Genomic DNA, 17,293 nt, shown 5'->3' with positions numbered 1-17,293 from the left:
GCATGTTATAGATCTTCAACCCTCCAGCGGGCTTTACCTACGATTGTCCACTCACCATCCATTCTGGTGTAGCGTGGCTCGAAGCTGTCGTTTGTGGCGCAAAGGTACATCTCATCGCCTTCACAGCGGAGCTGCTTGAATGTCCCGCTGTTGTCGCTGAGGCGCATTGCATAAACGAAATCGCCACTTTTCCATTCTAGGTCAGGGTCAATGACAATCTTGTCACCTTCCCTGAACCGAGGCTCCATGCTGATTCCTTCGATCCTGAGGGCGAATGCACTGGGCCCAGTTGGGCCCGGGGCCAGCACGTACTCAGTGATGTGGGCGTCCTCTATGTTCTCCATGACCTTCCCTGCCGATGCCTGGCCCAGCACAGGGAGCCGCCGCGTTGATGTGGTTACCACCGCGGCGTTGTCGTCGTGTAGAGGCTGATCGAGGAAGCCGTTAGGGAGGTCCAGGCAAGTCTCGATGTGCCGAGCTAGGCTGTTGCCGATCCCTTTGTGTGCCGAGGCGCCGGCGATGGCGCTCACCTGTCCCTGGCTTCGATCGATCATGTCGGCGAATGCCTTCAGGGTGAGGGAGCGGTCTTTGATGATGGCCTGTACGCGGCGGCGGCGGGTCGTCGTGATGTCCATCCGTGAAGCATCCTTGACATTACCCAAATGGTAAACGAGCATTGTGGTATTGGTGTTTGAATACCAATACGGTATTGGAGAGGTCGCTATGAAACTTGCTGAGTACCTCCGCGAACTGGACCAGCCTGGCGCTGATGGCCACATCCCGCTTGAGCAGTTTGCTGAGAGAGCTGGCACCACAGTCGGCTATCTACGTGTGCATGTGATTCGCGCGCGTAAGCCTGCCTCCTTGCGGTACATGCGTCGTCTGGCTCAGGCGAGTGAAGGAAAGGTGTCACTACTCGATGTCCTCAGGCACTACGGAGTGACTGATGAAGAACTTGATATGAAGGCCCGGGCCGCCTAATCAGGCGGCCCGGAGGTTGCCGGGGTCTGCCCACCACAGACGTCCCCCGGCGAGTGGCAGAGAGGTTATGCCCACCACAGGCCCTCTCTGCGTGTGATGCACACCACATGCGATCACGAGTTCAGGATAACGCATCGGAACTCGGGGCGCATGGCAGCGTGAAGGGAGTAACGTACCATGTCCCGCAGATGGCTCTCCTCTCAGGAGCGCGCCCAGCGCGAAGTCCTGCCCCTTAACCTGGCCCTGTACCATGCCGCCCGTGAGTACCCTGGCGGCGTGAAGGCCGTGGCCGCCATCTATGGCCTGAATGCCACCACCTTGCAGCACAAGCTGAGCCCGACCCACGACTCGCATCGCGCCAACATCGATGACATCGAGGCCGTGCTCGGCGCCACACGTGACCCGCGCATCCTGGACAGCATCGGAGAGCTCGCCGGCGGCTGCCTGTGGGTGTGTCCGGTCGAGCGGCGCCTGGCACCACGCCCCGCTGAGCAACTGGACGTGCTCGAGCATCTCTCCAGGCTTCATGACCGTCTAGGCGACATGATCAGCAGCGTGCGCACTAGCCTCGAAGATGGCGTGGTCGACGATCACGAGCGGGCCGAGTTGCGCAAGCGGGCCCGCCAGACCATGGAGGCGGTGCTGTCCCTGGAGCTGGCCGCCAACATCGCGGGGGAGGTGGCGCATGGATAACGCCGATCGTGCCCAGGATCTGATCGACCAGCGCCTCGAGCAGGCGCTGGCCGCCCGCCAGGCCGCTGGCCAGTTGGTGGGAATGCAGGGTCGCGCCGAGTGTGAAGACTGCGGCGAGGAAATCCCCGCCGCGCGCCGTGAGCGCCTGCCCGGCGTGGCCACCTGCGTGGCGTGCCAGACAGCCAGGGAGGGGCGGCGGTGAGTTCAGTCAGCTTCTACGGCTTGGATGCCGTCCACAGTGATGGCACAGAGCAGCCAGTCATTCCCGTTCTTGATCTCGCGGCGATGCCCCCCGGGTGTGATGGCATACAAGGACGTGGCGGGGTGTTCAACGTCCAGCAGGCCCTGGCTTTCCAAGCCTCTGCAGTCTTTTTCCAACTCATGCAGGCTTCGGCCGTCGAAGGCGTCGGGTTCGATGGGAACCCAGTTATGAGCATCATTGTTCTCGTGGATGTAGGCGAGGATGGCATTCTGCAGATCCGTCAGCTTGGTGCTCATGGGAAGGTCCTTCTAAGTCAGTGCGTTGATGATGGCGCTCCAGGCGCCAGGGGCTTGGTCGAGGCCGTGGCTGACAACTCTCTGGGTCAGCTGCTTCAGTCCTTCTTCGCGCATTTCCTTCAGGGCGGCAATCAGGCCAGGCTTGTCCTCTTCGGGCACGTCCTCGCTCTCTGCGATCTTGGTTTCGATCAAGTCGCGGATCGTGTCGGCGTGCAAGCGAACGGTGACGGTGCCGAGGATGGCCGAGAGCCCGCCGTCGTCTTCCAGGAAGTCCAGACCTTTGGAAGTGATGCGGGCCTGCACAATCTTGGGTACTGCATTTCGGGAGTCCAACGAGGTGTGCGTTTTAAGCTCTACCAAGTCGTGCTCCTCGAGGTAATGGAGGTTCTTAGCGTATCCCTGGTCTACGCCGTCGTCGGTGACCCAGTTGGGGATGAACTCTGCTCTGGAGGCGAAGCCCGGATAATGCCGCCGGAGATCGATCAGAAGCGCTCGCTGCTTTTCCCTATCAAGAAACACTGTGCTCTCCTAATTGAGGGGGTGGTGTATGGTTGATCGTACCCCTATGAGCCTAGACGAGTTGCGACTTGCCCTACAGCACATCCCCGCCGACGACCGCGAGACCTGGGTCAGCGTGGGCAATGCCTGCAAGACCGAGTACGGCGACGACGGATTCTCGGCCTGGGACGAGTGGAGCCAGCAGGCGGCGAGCTACAAGGCGGCGGACGCCAGGAGCGTGTGGCGCAGCCTGACCCCGGGCCACGTGCACCTGGGCACCATCATCAAGTTGGCGATAGACGGTGGCTGGCAGCGTGAGCGCCGCGAGATGAGCGCCGAGGATCGCCGTCGGCTCAAGGCCGAAGCGGAGGAGCGCCGACGCCGGGTGGCCGCTCAGGTGGAGGCCGACCAGGCCAAGCTCGAGCGCATGCAGCAGGCCGTGGCCGGCGCCTGCCAGCGGGTGATGGAGCAGCACCTGGCCGCGCAAGGCCAGTCGCCATATCTGGAGCGCAAGGGCGTGGGCGCCTATGGCGTGTGGTTCCCCCGACGCACGGTGCTGATCAGCATCGACAGCCAGCGGGAGCGTGCCGACGTGTGGGTGGGCCCCGAGGTGCGTGACTGGTTTCGCGAGCTGCCCAAGCCGCGGCCGGATCACCTGCACATGTTCCAGCTGCGCCCGGGGGATGTGGTGGTGCCGCTGCGTGGCCAGGACGGTACGTTGTGGGCGCTGCAGACCATCAACCGGCAGGGCACCAAGCTGTTCCCCAAGTTCGGCCGCAAGGCCGGGTGCTGCCATCTGATCGGCAGCGACCAGGCGGCGCCCGACATCATCGCCGTGGCCGAGGGCTATGCGACATCGGCGAGCGTGCACGAGATGACCGGCTGGCCGGTGGCTGTGGCCCTGGACGTGGGCAACATGGCCCGGGTGGCGCCACCGCTGATGACGATGTATCCGCGGGCGCGGATGATCCTGTGCGGCGATGACGACCCCGGCACCGAGGGCAACCCTGGCCGCACCAAGACGCAGGCGCTGGCGGCCCAGCTGGGCTGCGCGGTGGCGTTCCCGAGCATGGAGGCGGCCTGATGGATTGGAACGACCTGCACCAGGCCGCCGGTGCCGACGAGGGTCGCCGGCAGCTGCATGCCGCCCTCGAGGCGGCGAATGATGGCCATCTCCCCCCGTCCCCCTCTGGTTGGGAGCCGCCCGCCCCGGCGGCTGCTGCAGCCTCGGGGGGCGCGGGGGAGGGCCAGGAATGGACCGACGTCGCGCTGCACCAGCGGTTCGCGCTGCTTGAGGGCGAGAAGAAGGTGTTCGACCTGGTGCGGCGCAAGATCGTCAACTGGGGCGCGTTCGAGGCCCTGGTCACCAAGGGCAAGGCGCGGGACTGGCTCGAGCGTAGCGACAAGAAGCTGATCGATGCCGAGGAAGCTCGCCACCAGGTGGCCGAGGTGAAGCTCGCGCACAAGCTCAAGGGCGAGCGCGGCACTGTCGGCATGGCGCCCACCGAGCGCTATGTCTACCTCGACGGCACGCAAGACATCTGGGATCGCCAGCTCAAGCAGCGGCTGCCGGCACGGGCCGTGCAGCTGGCCTTGGGCGATGCCTGGTCGTTGTGGGTCAACTCGCCGGAGCGCCGGCAGGTGCCGCACGATCGGTTGGTGTTCGACCCAAGCATGACCCTGGACCCGAGCGAGTACATCAACACCTTCGAGGGCCTGCCGCTGGAGCCGATCGATGACCCGAAGCGCTGCAAGTGCATACGCTACCTGATCGACTGGCTGTGCAGCGGCGACAGGGACGCCATGCACTGGTTGACCTGCTGGCTGGCCTACCCGCTGCAGCATATGGGCGCCAAGCTGGACACGGCGGTGCTCGCACACTCGACGATCGAGGGCTCGGGCAAGTCCTTGTTGCTCTCCGACATCATGGGCGAGATCTACGGGGTCTATGGCGCGACGGTCGGCCAGACGCAGCTGGAGTCCAGCTGGAACCAGTGGCAGGAGAGCAAGCTATGGGGTGTGTTCGAGGAGGTCGTGAGCCGCGACCAGCGCTACAACCAGGTCGGCAAGATCAAGCACATGGTCACCGGCAAGACGATGCGGGTCGAGGCCAAGTTCGTGAACGGCTGGGAGCAGGCCAACTACATGAACGCGGCCTTCCTCTCGAACGAGATCATGCCCTGGCCGATCAGCGAGCACGACCGGCGGATGCTGGTCATCTGGCCCGAGAAGACGCTGCCGGCCGAGGCCAGCAAGGCCCTCGGCAAGGAACTCGCCAACGGCGGTGTGGCGGCGTTCTACCATTACCTGCTGGCCTATGACACCGGCGACTTCGACGAGCGCACCCGGCCGCCGAAGACGAAGGCGCGCGAGCGGCTGGTGGCCCTGAGCCGGTCGGCCTGGGAGAACTTCCTGGTGGCCTGGCGCGAGGGGATCCTCGGCGTGCCGTTCACGGTGGCCCGCACCCAGGACGTGCATGACCTCTTCCTCGAGTGGTGCAGCAAGAACCGCGAGCACGCCATGAGCGAGACCAAGTTCTCGCTGTTCCTCAGCACCCAGGTGACGAAGTCGGAGCGTCAGCTGTGGTGGTACGACATGGAGGAGCGACGAAAACGATCCATGTTCTTCCTCCCCGACCCACCTGATGATCTCGACCTGAGCGACGGGCGAGCGATGGGCAAGCACGTGAAGGCCTTCCGTGACGCCGCCTATGAGGCGGACTGGAACCCGCTGGGCTGGGACAAGTGCAAGGGCTGGGTCAAGCCGATGGGTGGCTCGGCCACGTATGACCAAGGTGTCTAGGGTGTCTAGACGCAGGATAGGGTCATTTTCCAAGGGGGTGACAATGCAATTCCATGATATGAAAGGAAGTTTTTGCCGCTGTCTAGGGTGTCTAGGGTTTGTCGCGCCCGCGCGCGCATACGTGCGTGACTTATAGGGTTATCCACACCCGGTTAGAAAATGTCTCTCACGTGCGTAGAAACCCTATCAACCCTAGACACCCTAGACACAAGAAAATAAATAGCTGAGATATAAAAGGTTTTTAGTGTCTAGGGTGGGGATAGGGTAAGCCATTTTCTGTCTAGGGTCGGTTTTCCGGCCCGCAGGCCGCCCACCAGGCCTGACCACCACCACGACGAGGAGCACACCACATGATCAAGGCGATGGACGAGCTGCTGCAGCACTGGGCCGATCAGCACCGTGGCCAGGGCATGCGCCAGTGCTCGCCACTGGGGCAGCTGGTCGAGTTCGGCGGCATCCCGCCCCGCTCGAGCAGCCCCAAGGGCAGCCGGGACCCGCTCAACCTGGGCGAGATGGATGATGCCGCCTGGCAGGTGGAGCAGGCCCTCCAGCAGCTGGAGGACAAGCATCAGGTGCTGGCCCACGAGCACTACCGCTGGAACGGCTACAGCGACGAGAAGGCCCGACGCCTGGGCCTGGCTCGGCAGACCTACTATGACCGGCTCCAGTCGCTCCATGAGGCTCTGCTCGGGGTGCTGAGGGCCGATCACCGCAAAGCACGACGCGCCTAATCCCTGCGCATTACGGCATATTGCCGGGACGTTCCGGTGACATTAGGCCTATGGCATTACTTGTTGGTGGATGCCACCGGAATCAGGGGTCACACTTCGCATACCGTCAACTAGCTGCGCCTGTTCGGTCTCTCTCGATACCCTGCTTCGCCCCGGCCCCCGTGCCGGGGCGCTTTCGTTGGGGCGCAGCCGACGTACCGAGTAACTCCCGCCGTGGTGGGCGGCGCCGCCTTCGGGCGGCACTTACAACCGGAGGTGCGGTATGGGCTGGGTGACCGAGGTGGCAACCGTCGAGGCCGAGCCTCAGCAACACACCGTGCTGATCAGCGCCGGCCACAGCAGTACCGATCCCGGTGCCGTGGCCCAGGGCCATACCGAGGCGGAGATCGTGACCGAGTTCCGCGACCTGGTGAGCCAGGCGCTGGCCGACCAGGGCATCCGCCACCTCACCGATGGACCGGCGGGCCGCAACTGGCCGCTGGGTGAGGCGGTGGAACTGGCAGCCGAGGCGGACATCGCCGTCGAGTTTCACTGTGATGCCGCCAGCCCTCGGGCGAGCGGCACCTGGACGCTGTCACATGCCAGTGACTTCCCGCTGGCTGGCCGCCTCTGCACCGTGACCGCCGAGACCCTGGGCATCCGCAACCGCGGGGCGGCACCTGAGAATGCCGGCCAGCACCATCGCCTGGCGTTCGTCAGCGACGGGGGCGGGATCATCCACGAGCTGTACTTCCTGACCAGCCCGGTCGACCTGGCGGCCTACCAGCAGCACCGTGCGGCGCTCGCCGAGCGGGTGGCTGGGGTGATCGCCGAGGCCGCCCGGCGCGCATAACGAGAATCCGACGACGCAGGGTAGCCCACGAGGTGCCCATGAGTTCATACAACGTGAGACCCGCCATGCCGGCCAAAGACCCCAACAACTGGCAGCAGCTGGTCAACCTGATGGCCAGCATCTGGCCACAGCTGTATGCCGCTTGTCTGGCCTTCGGCCTGGCCCTGGCCAGGGCGCTGCATGCTGGCGGCAAGCCGGTGAAGTCCCTGCTCGAGGCGGTGATGTGCGGCTGCATCACCCTGGCCCTGGTGCCGGTGCTGGATCACTTCGGCCTGTCTCAGAACCTGGCGGTGGCCTTTGGCGCGGCGATCGCCTTCCTTGGCGTGGAATGGTTCCGGGATCGTGCCGCCGCTGCCGCCGAGCGCCTGCTCAAGCGGTGGATCAAATGATGGCCCTGCTCAAGGGCGCCCTGGGGCAGGTGACGCCGATCCTGCTGGCCGTGCTGCTGGGCATTGCCGTGTTCGCCGGCATGCAGGCCCGGCAGTACGCCAGCGAGCGTGATGCCGCCGAGGCCCGGGCCGAGCTCGAGACCCAACGCGCCGAGGCCTTCGGCGAGGTGATGGACTGGCAGCGTGACCGCATGCGATCCCTGAGCGCCGCCCTCGAGGAGCGCGACCAACAGCTGGCCGAGGATCGTCGGGCCATCGACCAGCGCCGAGCCGCCGCCCGGCGCCTGGAGCGTGACGATGAAGATTCTGCCGATTGGGCGGGCCGTGCTGTGCCTGCTGCCGTTCGCCGCTGGGTGCGCGACCTCGGCCCCGCCGATGCCGGTACCGCGGGTGGAGATGTGCCCGGGACCGCCGGAGCACCTGGTGACGCCGATGCAGGCACCGACGCGCGCGGTTCTGCACAACCGTGACCTGCTGCAGCTGCTGGCCGACTACGACTCGCTGCTGCGACGAGCGAATGCCGACCGGGCTGCCGTCCAGCAGCTGTTCCGGCAGCCTGGATCCGCTGGGGAGGAATGATCATGGTCCGATCCCGTCTGGTGCAGCGCTGCCGGGATTGGACCGGCTGCCGTGGCCTGCGCACCCTGGTTCTGTGGAGCGTGTTCCTGATGCTGTACCAGGCGACCCGCCCGCCACGTAGGGACATCCAGCGAAACGCGAGGAGGTGATCCCCATCTCCGGGCCGGGCTCCGGTAACCCCGGCAAGCCGGCAGCTCCCCGAGAGGGGATCCGCCGGCACAGATTCGTCTGGGTCCTCCTGGGATGGCCCGAGCTGTACGGGAGCAAAGACTCGCGGAATTCGTGCAGCTGTGGCGTGCCCATAGCTTCCTTATTGATCAGGTATCAGGTGACCGATGGATGTTCGAGAGCTGATCGCCGCCTGCCAGCAAGGCCTTTCGGCCTGGCGGGATGAAGGCGAACCGGCCCTGATCAACAAGGGGCAGTTGGCCCAGATGCTGGGTGTCTCTGAACGCTCACTGACGGATTGGCAATCCAAGGGCATGCCGGCCGAGAAGCTGGGTGCCGTTCGCACCGGCAACGAATACAGCCTGACCGCGGTGATCGAGTGGTTGCTGACGCGGGCGATCAGCGCGGGCATGGAGTCGGCGAAGGATCGCCTTGACCGCCTGCGCGGCGACCAGCTTGAACGCGAGATGCTCAAGGAAGATGGCGTGCTGGTGAGCCCGGACGACCTCGACGCCGAGTATGCGGCGATGGTGGACGCTGCCCGTGCCGAGCTGCTGTTCAACATGCCGGACGCCTTGGCCGCCGAGCTGACTGCGATCCTCGGCGAGGAGGTGGACGTTTCGATCATCCGCCGCCACGTCGATGGCGCTCTGACCACGCTGAGCCACTATGACCCTAGCGACGACACGGAAGGCGACGACGGCGAATCTGACGCCGAGCTTCCGGAAGAAGCTGAAGCGTAACGCTCGGCGTTGGGTGAGCTCGATTGCGCGCAAGTGGGCCCCGCCCGAGCGCATCGGCACCCTGGAGTGGGCCAACCGCCACCGCTGGATGAGCGAGGTCGAGACGGCCCGCCCCGGCAAGTACAGCATCCACGTGACGCCGGCCCTGGCCCTACCGGGCGGCCCGCTGGAGGCGATCGACGACCCTAACGTCGAAGAGGTGTGCTGTCAGAAGTCCGCCCAGGTGGCGTGGACCTCTGGCGTGTTGGGTAACGCCTTGGGTCGCTGGATCGACGTCGACCCGTCTCCGATCATCGGGCTGTTCCCCAAGGACGGCGCGGCCAAGGAGTACGTGGCCGAGAAGTTCGAGCCGATGGTGGAAGCGACGCCGCGGCTGCGCGACAAGATCGACCTGCGTTCGCGCAAGCTGCAGCAGCGGCAGCAGTTCAAGCGCTTCCCAGGTGGATTCCTCAAGCTGGTGGGCTCCAACTCGCCGGCCTCGGTGAAGTCCACCCCAAGCCCCCGGGGCTTCGTGGAAGAGCCCGACGACTGCAACCTGAACCTGAAAGGGCAGGGTGATTCGATCCTGCTGCTCAAGGAGCGCGGCAAGACCTACGGCCGCGGCCGAAAGAAATACATCATCGGCGGCACCCCGACCATTGCAGGCCTGTCGTCGATCGAAGCCGAGCTCAAGCTCAGTGATCAGCGCCGCTGCATGGTGCCTTGCCACCACTGCGGCGAGGTGCATGAGCTGAGCTTCGACAACCTGGTCTGTCCGGTGGAGCCGGATCGCAATCACCCGATCTACGGCCACCACCGGCCGGAGCGTACCGTCTACGCCTGCCCGCACTGTGGCAGCGAGTGGAGCGACCTGGAGAAGAACGCCAACCTGCGCAATGGGCGCTGGGTCGCCACCGCCGAGTTCCGCGGACTGGCCGGTTATTACATGAACGAGCTGCTGAGCACCTTCCCGGATTCGCGCTTCGCGCGGCTCATGGAGAAGTGGCTGGCAGCGAAGCACGCTGCCGACGAGGGTGACTTCAGCGACCTGATCGTGTTCACCAACTCCTCGATGGGGTTGGCCTATGAATTCAAGGGTGACACTCCCGAGGCCGATGCTCTTCAGGACCGCGCCGAAGACTACGCCGAGAAGGCGGTCCCACGAGGCGGCCTGCTGCTCACCGCCGGCATCGATGTCCAGCACGACCGCTTGGCCGTGGTGGTCCGCGCCTGGGGCCGCGGCGAGGAGAGCTGGCTGATCTATTGGGGTGAGCTCTACGGGAATACCTTCGACAAGGTCGATCCGGTGTGGGACGAACTCGACAAGTTGCTGACCACCGGCTTCGCGCACGACAGCGGTGCCACCTTGCGCGTCAGTGCTGCGTCGATCGACAGCTCGGACGGCAAGACCAGCGACGCCGTCTACCACTACGTGCGCGCCCGCCAGCGCCACGGCGTGATGGCGGTGAAGGGCGCCTCGCTCAACAGCGAGAGCCGCGAAATCTTCAGCCGGCCGAAGATCTCCGACGACACCAACCGGCAGAACACTAAGGCCGACAAGTACGGCCTGCGGCCCTTCATCGTGGGTACTCACAAGGCCAAGGACCTGATCCTCGAGTCGCGGGTCAACCTCCGCGGCGAGGGGCCGGGACGGATGCACTGGTATCGCAACGTACGTGCCGACTACTGGAAACAGCTGACCGCCGAGGTCAAGGCGCCGCATCCACGCAACCCTCGCCAGCGGGTCTGGCAGAAGAAGAGCGGTCAGCCCAATGAAGCCCTGGACTGCGAGGTCTACGCGCTGCATGCCGCACGCAGCTGCCGTTCCCACGTACTCAAGGCCAGTGACTGGGATCGCCTTGAGGCGACCCTGACGCAGACAACCCTTTTTGAAGCACCAAGCTCGGCGGCACCGCCCGCTGCCCAGCCGCCACAGCCACGTCGCCGTGGCCGCCGGATGAGGAATAGCAGCGTATGACCACACAGACCTACACCCAGCGCCTAGCATTGGTGCGTGAAGCCATCGATAAGTTGCTCACCGGCTCGCAGTCCTGGAGTTACAACGGCCGCCAATACACCCGCGCCAACATATTCACCCTAGAGCGTATGGAGCGTCACTACGCAAAGATGGCCGCCCGTGAGCAGGCCGCCGCCACCGGGCGCGGCGGGCGTAACCGCGTCCGCTACATCGGATGGTGAGCATGGGACTGTTCTCTCGACTCAAGCCACAGGGCCGCACCCTGGCAGATGTCCAGACCCAGGCAGTCGCCGACGAGGTGCGCCGCCTGCAGGATAGCCAGCCCCGGCCGAATGCCAACGTGGGGAGCGAGACCCGCTATCGAGGTGCCAGCCGCATGCTGCGCAGCATGATGAGCTGGCTGCCGGGCCTTGGCAGTCCGCGGCAGGATGCACCTGCCGGCGAGCGTGAAACGCTGATCGCTCGTTCACGGGACGCCTACCGCAACCACATGCTGGGCCGCGCCGCGATCTCCCGGGCTGCCACCAACGTGGTCGGCATGGGCCTGACACTGCGCCCCAACGTGGATGCTGAGGCCCTGGGGCTCAGTGACGAGGAAGCCGACGCCCTTAACGATCAGCTGGGTCGAGGCTTCCGGCTGTGGGCCGAGAACCCGGCAGAGTGCGATGCAGAAGCCACGCTCGACTTCTACATGCTGCAACGCCTGGCGTTCGTCTCGGCGCTGGTCAGCGGCGATGTGTTCGGCTTCACCCCGGACGACCAACGCCCCGGCGGCTTGTTCGGCCTCAAGCTGCAGCTCGTCGAGGCCGAGCGAATCGGCACACCGTTGTCCAGCCGCAACATCGCCGACGAGATCGATGGCATGCGTCTCGATGCCCTCGGGCGAGCCACGCATGTCCATGTGTGCAGCGGTTATCCCAGCGACCCGCTGAGCAAGCCCACATGGAACTGGGTGCCGGTGTTCGGCGCCGAGACCGGCCGTCGCCGCGTCTTGCACCTGATGAACGAGAAGGACCGCCCCGGCCAGCCACGCGGCGTGCCCTACCTGGCGCCGATTCTCGAGCCTCTGCAGAAGCTCGAGCGGTTCAGCCAAGCCGAGCTCACCGCCGCGGTGATCAGTGCCATGTTCACCGTGGCCATCACCCATGAGGCTGGAGAAGATGACCCCGGCCTGGGCGGTTCGACCCTCTGAAATCAACACAGCAGCGACCCCAGCAAGCCCGAACGCCCGGTGGTGCAGAGCAACGAGCCGCAAGCCCCGGAGGGCGACAACCTCCAACTGGGCGAGGGCGCGGTGTGGGACCTGGAAGAGGGCGCCAAGCCTGTTTCGATCAGCCCGGATCGACCCAACGCCCAGTTCGACCCCTTCTTCGTGGCCATCGTCAAGGAAATCGGCGCCGCCCTGGAGCAGCCCGCCGAAGTGCTGCTGATGCACTTCTCCACCAGCTACACCGCCGCCCGGGCGGCGTTCAACCAGCTATGGAAGTTCGTCAAGCACCGTCGCCATCACCTGACGGTGCAGTTCTGCCAGCCCGCCTATGAGCTGGTGATCGATGAGATGGTCGCTCGCGGCATGGTCGAGCTGCCCGGCTACCGCGACCCGGCCCGACGCCGCGCCTACGTGCGCGCGCTGTGGATCGGCGAGCCGCTGGGTAGCCTGAACGAACAGATCGACGCCAAGGCCGCCACCGAGCGCATCGCCAACGGCACCAGTAACGAGCACCTCGAGACCATGGCCCTGCATGGCGAAGACTGGGAAGACGTGCACCGCGACCGCGCCCGCGAGATCCGCCGCAAGCAGACCGACGGCGTGCCGCTCTACGTCGGCGGCCGGGTCCATGAGCCTGACGAACCTGATCCCAACCGAGCCAACGACGATACCGACTGACCCGCCGCCCGGCGGGTTTTTCACGAGGAGACCATCATGCGCACCGCCTTCGAGCTGGCGGCCAGCCGTACCTGGCTGATGACCGCCGAGGCGCTGGACACCCTGCTGGCAGTGGCCGACCGGCAGGGCGATGTCGAGGCACTGGAGGCCCGCCTGGGCCGGCCGCTGGACAACACCCGCACGGTCACCGTGCGCGAGGGCGTCGCCGTGATCCCCATCGCCGGCCCCATGTTCCGCTACGCCAACCTGTTCACCGAGATCAGCGGCGCCACCAGCACCGAGGTGCTGGCCACCGACATCCAGCGTGCGCTGGACGACCCGGGCGTCTCGGCCATCGTGCTCAACGCCGATAGTCCCGGCGGCGAGGCCACTGGCATCAACGAGCTCGGCGACCTGATCTACCAGGCGCGCGGGCGCAAACCGATCAAGGCCTATGTGGGCGGCCAGGCGGCCAGCGCTTCCTACTGGGTCACCAGCGCCGCCGACGAAGTGATCGTCGACGATACCGCCCAGCTGGGCAGCGTCGGCGTGGTGCTCAGCCTACGCAAGCGCGAGGACCGCCAGGGCGAGAAGAGCTACGAGATCGTCTCCAGCAACGCCCCCAACAAGCGGCCCGACCCCGAGACTGAAGCGGGCCGCGCCCAGCTCCAGGCCCGCACGGACGAGCTGGCCGCGGTGTTCCTGGACAAGGTGGCCCGCAACCGCAGCCTGCCTCGTGAAGAGGTCAACGATCGTTTCCGCCAAGGAGGGATAGCCACCGGCGCCCTGGCCGTGGAGGCCGGCATGGCCGACCGCCTCGGCTCCCTGGAATCCCTCATCGCCGAGCTGGCCGGCTCTCCCGCCAGTAGCCAAACGAGGAGCACCACCATGAAAGTCGTGAAAACCACAGCCGAGCTGCAGGCCGCGATTGAGGCCGGCACCGACCCCAAGACCATTCAGATCGCCGAGCCCCAGGCCGTCGACACCGACAATATCCGAGCCGAAGCGCAAGAGGCCGGCGCCAAGAAAGAGCGCGAGCGCTGCCAGGGCATTCATGCACTGGCTGCGCCTGGCTTCGAGAATGAGATCGCTACGGCCATCGAGGATGGCTCGAGCGTCGAAGCCACCGGCCTGGCTCTGTTCAAGGCCGCTCAGGATCGCGGCATTTCCCTGGACGGAATGCAGCGCGACAGCACTCAGGCCCCCAACGCCCAGCCGCCCAAGAGTGATCAGGACCATCAGGCCGCCGTTTCGGCGATCACCAGCCGCTGGCAAGCCTCGGCCTGACAGCACCCATTACTCGCCACCCCTAGAGGATACCAACCATGTCTGGAGCACAGGTTACCCAGCACCCTCAGCTCGCGGCACTGCTTGCCGGCGATTTCCCGCAGCGCTTCATGACCGTGACCATCGAGTCCGGCCAGGTGCAGCCCGCCGGCGCCGTGCTTGGCGAAGTCACCGCCAGCGAGGAGTACAAGCTCTCCGCCAGCGCCGCCGGCGACGGCAGCGAAGCCCCCAGCGTCGTGCTGTGGGAAGACGTCGACGCCAGCGGAGGCGCGGTACAGGCCGAAGCGTTGATCGCCGGCGACGTTCGCTCCAGCGAACTGACCCTGGGCACCGGCCATACCGTGGCCAGCGTGCGCAAGGCCCTGCGCGGCCTTTCTCTATTCGTCCACTAACCCGCTAGCCGCCCGCCTGGCGGGCTCTCATTGACTCGAATCACCCCAGGAGAATCCCCATGGACCTGTTTGCAACCCGTACGATGCTGGCGGCTGTCGAGCAGATGAAGCGCGCCCGTCGCTTCCTTGGCACCCTCTACTTCGGTGCCGCACCGGTCAACTCACCGACCGAATATATCGACATCGACATCATCAAGGGGCATCGCAAGATGGCGCCGTTTGTGCGCCCCAATCGCCCCGGTAAGGTGGTCGACCGCTCCGGCTCGGTAATGCGCAGCTACAAGGCGCCCTACATCAAGGAGAAGCTGGAGACCAGCGCCGGCATGTTGCTCAACCGCCAGCCTGGCGAGCACATCTACTCCGGCCGCACCCCGCTGCAGCGTGCCGGTGATCAGCTCGCCCGCGACATGGAAGACCTGGACGACCAGATCAACCGCCGCGAGGAGTGGATGGCTGCCCAGGCGCTGACCACCGGTGAGGTTGAGGTCAAGGGCGACGGCGTCGACGACGTCATCGATTTCCAGATGAGCAACGACCACCTGGTCACCGAGGCCACTACCTGGGCCGAAACCGATGGCAACGGCAAGTCGGTCGCCGACCCGATTGCTGACCTGCGCAAGTACAAGTCGCGCATCGCCAAGGCCAGCGGCCGCACCGCCAATGCCGTTGTCATGAGCAGCGAGGCGGGGGAAGCATTCCTGACCAATACCAACACGAAGGATCGCCTCAACACTCGTCGCATCGACCTGGGCATGATTCGCCCCGAGCAGCTGCCGGACGGCGTGACCTACTTGGGCTACCTCAACGACCCGGGCATGGACCTCTACGCCTACGAGGAGTGGTACGTCGACGATGAAGGCAATGAGCAGCCGATGATCCCGGCCGGCGGCCTGATCGTGGGCCCCACCAACAGTCGTTGCGGCATGCTCTACGCCGCCATCCAGGACATGGACGCCATCGAAGGCGCGATGTTCGATGTGGCGCGTTACCCGAAGAGCTGGGTCACCAAGGACCCCAGCGTGCGCTGGTTAATGATGCAGGCCGCGCCGCTCCCCGGTTTCCACGAGCCCGACGCCTTCTTGTTCTCCACTGTCGCCTGATGAAGCCCGGCCCGCCTCGGCGGGCTGAGGTCTTCCTGATCTGACTATCTCCATCAACAGGAGGCCACCATGGCCAAGCAATATGTTGTAGCCCGCGGACAGATCGAAAAGGGCAAGGAAGTACTCGCCAAGCGCGGCGATGCTTACAAGCCGAAGAGCGCCGCTGAAGAGAAACGTCTGGTGGAAGCCGGCGTGATCATCGAAGTGGGCGGCAAGGTGAAGGCCGCCAAACCCGCCGATGCCGTCCCTCCTGCCGGTGGCGGCGAAGGCAACCAGGGTGCCGGCTCGGGTGAAGGCGCCGGTGGCGGCGAGGGCGGCCAGGGCAACGCCTGATGAGCGCCTTCGACGACGAGGTGCGCCAGGGAACCCGCGAGATCTACCAGGAAGCGGGCACCCTGGCCTCGGTCACGCCGGTGGCCAAGCCCACGATCAATGACGTGCAGGTCATTCTCGATCGCAGCGCCAATGTCACCGATGACTACGGCATCGTGCTGGAAGCGCGCTGCGAGGTCGGCCTGCTGATGGAGGACGTGGGCGACGTGGGTCGCGGCACCCTGGTGGATACCGGCCAACCCAACGATCGCTGGCAGCTGCTCGAGCCCATCGGCAACGACGGTTTCGAGACCCGCTGGACCGCTGGCCGCGTTTAGCCCTTGTGGCAAGCTGCGCCCGGCAAGGAGGCCGAGATGGCCGACAACATCGACCTGAGCGCGATCAACGATATCGCCCAGGCCCTGAACGATTACCCCGAGATTGCTGACAAGGCGCTGCGACTGGCCCTGGCGAGTGCTGCGCGTAGAGGCCTGACGCTGGGGGTGGATGCCATCTTCCAGCGCAAGGCACTGAGCAAGAGCTACATCCGCAGCAACTTCGACGTGCGCTCACGCCCCAAGGCCCTGGAACTGCGCATCATCGCCAATCAGCGGCCCGTGCTGTTCAGCCGCTATGGCGCTCAGATGCGCACCGTACCCGCGCGCAGCGAGCCGCGCTATCTCAAGGGCGACTCGGCCCGCGGCATCCCGCGCGGGCGCAAGGCCGCCGGGGCCAAGGGGCTGCGCTTCAACCGCGGCGACGCGAAGCAGACGTTCCGGCACGTGTTCTGGGTGCGCATCCGTGGCAGCGGCCGTTGGGAGCCTGCCGAGCGCCAAGGTCCCGGCCGGAGCAACTACGAAGTGCTGCACAGCATGAGCGTGGCCCAGGCCTGGGTGCACAGCCGCGACGACGTCGCCCCCGAGCTGCAGGACTATACCGCCGCCGAGTTCACCCGGCAGTTCCTGCGCCTGAGTTGAGGAGCCTATGAGCGACCCGATTTCCACCCAGATCGCCCAGGCCCTGCAGGGCAGGCTGGAGCAGATCAGCACTGCCAACGGCTACCACACCGATCTCGGCCAGAGCATCTGGCGCGGCTTCTGGAGTCTGGCTCTGGATGCCCGGCAGGAAGTGCCACTGATCGCTATCCAACCCGACGTGGAAACGGTGGAGAGCACGCGCGAAGCCCGCACCAAGCTCGGCATCACCCGGCGCCTGGTGGTGGTGACCGACGTGATCAACGCCGCCGGCACGCAGCCGTATCACGCCGAGGATCGTCTCGAGGCCGCTTTGGCTGACATCCGCCGCGCGCTGCTGCATGCGCCCGGCAACGACCTCAACCGCCTGGGGGTGAAGGACGCCATCACCCTCGGCACCGCCGAGTACGCCCTGGCGGCGGACTCCCGTTACGCCCTCGCCGGTCTGCCGGTGAGCATCTCCTGCATCGAGCACTACCAAGAGGACTAG

Annotated in this window: 22 protein-coding genes and 1 pseudogene; 20 read left to right on the top strand and 3 right to left on the bottom strand. The window is 65.6% G+C overall.

The genetic code is table 11. The features are described 5' to 3' along the window. Positions 1 to 5: 5 nt before the first annotated feature. Positions 6 to 635, bottom strand: a complete 630-nt coding sequence (locus FHR94_RS16585; RefSeq protein WP_183327346.1) for a LexA family protein — start codon at positions 633 to 635, stop codon at positions 6 to 8. A gap of 88 nt (positions 636 to 723) precedes the next feature. Between FHR94_RS16585 and FHR94_RS16580 the strand changes: the two genes are divergently transcribed. The 3 genes from FHR94_RS16580 (at position 724) to FHR94_RS16570 (ending at position 1,876) form a co-directional block, all read left to right on the top strand. Then, a complete protein-coding gene (locus FHR94_RS16580) occupies positions 724 to 981 on the top strand; it encodes a hypothetical protein (protein ID WP_183327344.1) in 258 nt (85 codons plus the stop codon). Positions 982 to 1,158: 177 nt separating this feature from the next. Then, complete coding sequence (locus tag FHR94_RS16575) at positions 1,159 to 1,674, top strand: phage regulatory CII family protein (protein ID WP_183327342.1); 516 nt, start codon at positions 1,159 to 1,161, stop codon at positions 1,672 to 1,674. Next, a complete protein-coding gene (locus FHR94_RS16570) occupies positions 1,667 to 1,876 on the top strand; it encodes a TraR/DksA family transcriptional regulator (protein WP_183327340.1) in 210 nt (69 codons plus the stop codon). Before FHR94_RS16575 ends, FHR94_RS16570 begins: the two co-directional genes overlap by 8 nt. A 2-nt stretch (positions 1,877 to 1,878) precedes the next feature. Here FHR94_RS16570 and FHR94_RS16565 read toward each other — a convergent pair whose 3' ends face one another. Continuing rightward, a complete protein-coding gene (locus FHR94_RS16565; protein WP_183327338.1) occupies positions 1,879 to 2,172 on the bottom strand; it encodes a hypothetical protein in 294 nt (97 codons plus the stop codon). A gap of 12 nt (positions 2,173 to 2,184) precedes the next feature. Further along, positions 2,185 to 2,691, bottom strand: coding sequence for a hypothetical protein (locus FHR94_RS16560; RefSeq protein ID WP_183327336.1), 507 nt, complete (start codon positions 2,689 to 2,691; stop codon positions 2,185 to 2,187). Positions 2,692 to 2,719: 28 nt separating this feature from the next. On the opposite strand from FHR94_RS16560, the gene FHR94_RS16555 reads away from it, so the two are divergent. The 17 genes and pseudogenes from FHR94_RS16555 (at position 2,720) to FHR94_RS16475 (ending at position 17,293) form a co-directional block, all read left to right on the top strand. Further along, positions 2,720 to 3,754, top strand: a complete 1,035-nt coding sequence (locus FHR94_RS16555) for a PriCT-2 domain-containing protein (RefSeq protein WP_183327334.1) — start codon at positions 2,720 to 2,722, stop codon at positions 3,752 to 3,754. Next, on the top strand, positions 3,754 to 5,472 hold the full coding sequence (locus tag FHR94_RS16550; protein WP_183327332.1) for a DUF5906 domain-containing protein: 1,719 nt from the start codon (positions 3,754 to 3,756) through the stop codon (positions 5,470 to 5,472). Before FHR94_RS16555 ends, FHR94_RS16550 begins: the two co-directional genes overlap by 1 nt. Positions 5,473 to 5,822: 350 nt before the next feature. Beyond that, entirely contained in the window at positions 5,823 to 6,203 is a 381-nt protein-coding gene (locus tag FHR94_RS16545; protein ID WP_183327330.1) for a hypothetical protein, read from the top strand. Between the two features lie 262 nt (positions 6,204 to 6,465). Then, complete coding sequence (locus FHR94_RS16540; RefSeq protein ID WP_183327328.1) at positions 6,466 to 7,035, top strand: N-acetylmuramoyl-L-alanine amidase; 570 nt, start codon at positions 6,466 to 6,468, stop codon at positions 7,033 to 7,035. Positions 7,036 to 7,073: 38 nt separating this feature from the next. Next, positions 7,074 to 7,424 carry a phage holin, lambda family gene (locus tag FHR94_RS16535; RefSeq protein WP_183327326.1) on the top strand — a complete coding sequence of 117 codons (351 nt, stop codon included), beginning with the start codon at positions 7,074 to 7,076 and terminating at the stop codon, positions 7,422 to 7,424. After that, entirely contained in the window at positions 7,424 to 7,894 is a 471-nt protein-coding gene (locus FHR94_RS16530; RefSeq protein ID WP_183327324.1) for a hypothetical protein, read from the top strand. Before FHR94_RS16535 ends, FHR94_RS16530 begins: the two co-directional genes overlap by 1 nt. A 444-nt stretch (positions 7,895 to 8,338) precedes the next feature. Beyond that, on the top strand, positions 8,339 to 8,914 hold the full coding sequence (locus tag FHR94_RS16525) for a terminase small subunit (RefSeq protein WP_183327322.1): 576 nt from the start codon (positions 8,339 to 8,341) through the stop codon (positions 8,912 to 8,914). Positions 8,915 to 8,927: 13 nt separating this feature from the next. Continuing rightward, positions 8,928 to 10,871, top strand: coding sequence for a phage terminase large subunit family protein (locus FHR94_RS16520; RefSeq protein ID WP_343064680.1), 1,944 nt, complete (start codon positions 8,928 to 8,930; stop codon positions 10,869 to 10,871). Then, positions 10,868 to 11,092 carry a hypothetical protein gene (locus FHR94_RS16515; RefSeq protein WP_183327320.1) on the top strand — a complete coding sequence of 75 codons (225 nt, stop codon included), beginning with the start codon at positions 10,868 to 10,870 and terminating at the stop codon, positions 11,090 to 11,092. The genes FHR94_RS16520 and FHR94_RS16515 overlap by 4 nt, the downstream gene beginning before the upstream one ends. Beyond that, positions 11,086 to 12,759, top strand: a pseudogene (locus tag FHR94_RS19725) (phage portal protein). Before FHR94_RS16515 ends, FHR94_RS19725 begins: the two are co-directional and overlap by 7 nt. 36 nt (positions 12,760 to 12,795) lie before the next feature. Then, positions 12,796 to 14,025 carry a S49 family peptidase gene (locus FHR94_RS16505; protein WP_183327318.1) on the top strand — a complete coding sequence of 410 codons (1,230 nt, stop codon included), beginning with the start codon at positions 12,796 to 12,798 and terminating at the stop codon, positions 14,023 to 14,025. 38 nt (positions 14,026 to 14,063) lie between these two features. Then, entirely contained in the window at positions 14,064 to 14,417 is a 354-nt protein-coding gene (locus tag FHR94_RS16500; RefSeq protein WP_183327316.1) for a head decoration protein, read from the top strand. Between the two features lie 59 nt (positions 14,418 to 14,476). Beyond that, entirely contained in the window at positions 14,477 to 15,517 is a 1,041-nt protein-coding gene (locus tag FHR94_RS16495) for a major capsid protein (protein WP_183327314.1), read from the top strand. A gap of 69 nt (positions 15,518 to 15,586) precedes the next feature. Further along, entirely contained in the window at positions 15,587 to 15,850 is a 264-nt protein-coding gene (locus FHR94_RS16490; RefSeq protein ID WP_183327312.1) for a hypothetical protein, read from the top strand. After that, on the top strand, positions 15,850 to 16,167 hold the full coding sequence (locus FHR94_RS16485) for a hypothetical protein (RefSeq protein WP_183327310.1): 318 nt from the start codon (positions 15,850 to 15,852) through the stop codon (positions 16,165 to 16,167). Before FHR94_RS16490 ends, FHR94_RS16485 begins: the two co-directional genes overlap by 1 nt. Before the next feature lie 36 nt (positions 16,168 to 16,203). Further along, a complete protein-coding gene (locus tag FHR94_RS16480) occupies positions 16,204 to 16,806 on the top strand; it encodes a hypothetical protein (protein ID WP_183327308.1) in 603 nt (200 codons plus the stop codon). Positions 16,807 to 16,813: 7 nt separating this feature from the next. Beyond that, positions 16,814 to 17,293: a hypothetical protein gene (locus tag FHR94_RS16475; protein ID WP_183327306.1), complete on the top strand. Its 480-nt coding sequence runs from the start codon at positions 16,814 to 16,816 to the stop codon at positions 17,291 to 17,293.

The sequence above is a fragment of the Halomonas cerina genome (genome assembly GCF_014192215.1).
In the GTDB taxonomy this organism is placed as follows: domain Bacteria; phylum Pseudomonadota; class Gammaproteobacteria; order Pseudomonadales; family Halomonadaceae; genus Halomonas; species Halomonas cerina.
The sequence above is the reverse complement of the archived record's forward strand: the minus strand, read 5'-3'. Positions and strand labels throughout refer to the sequence as shown.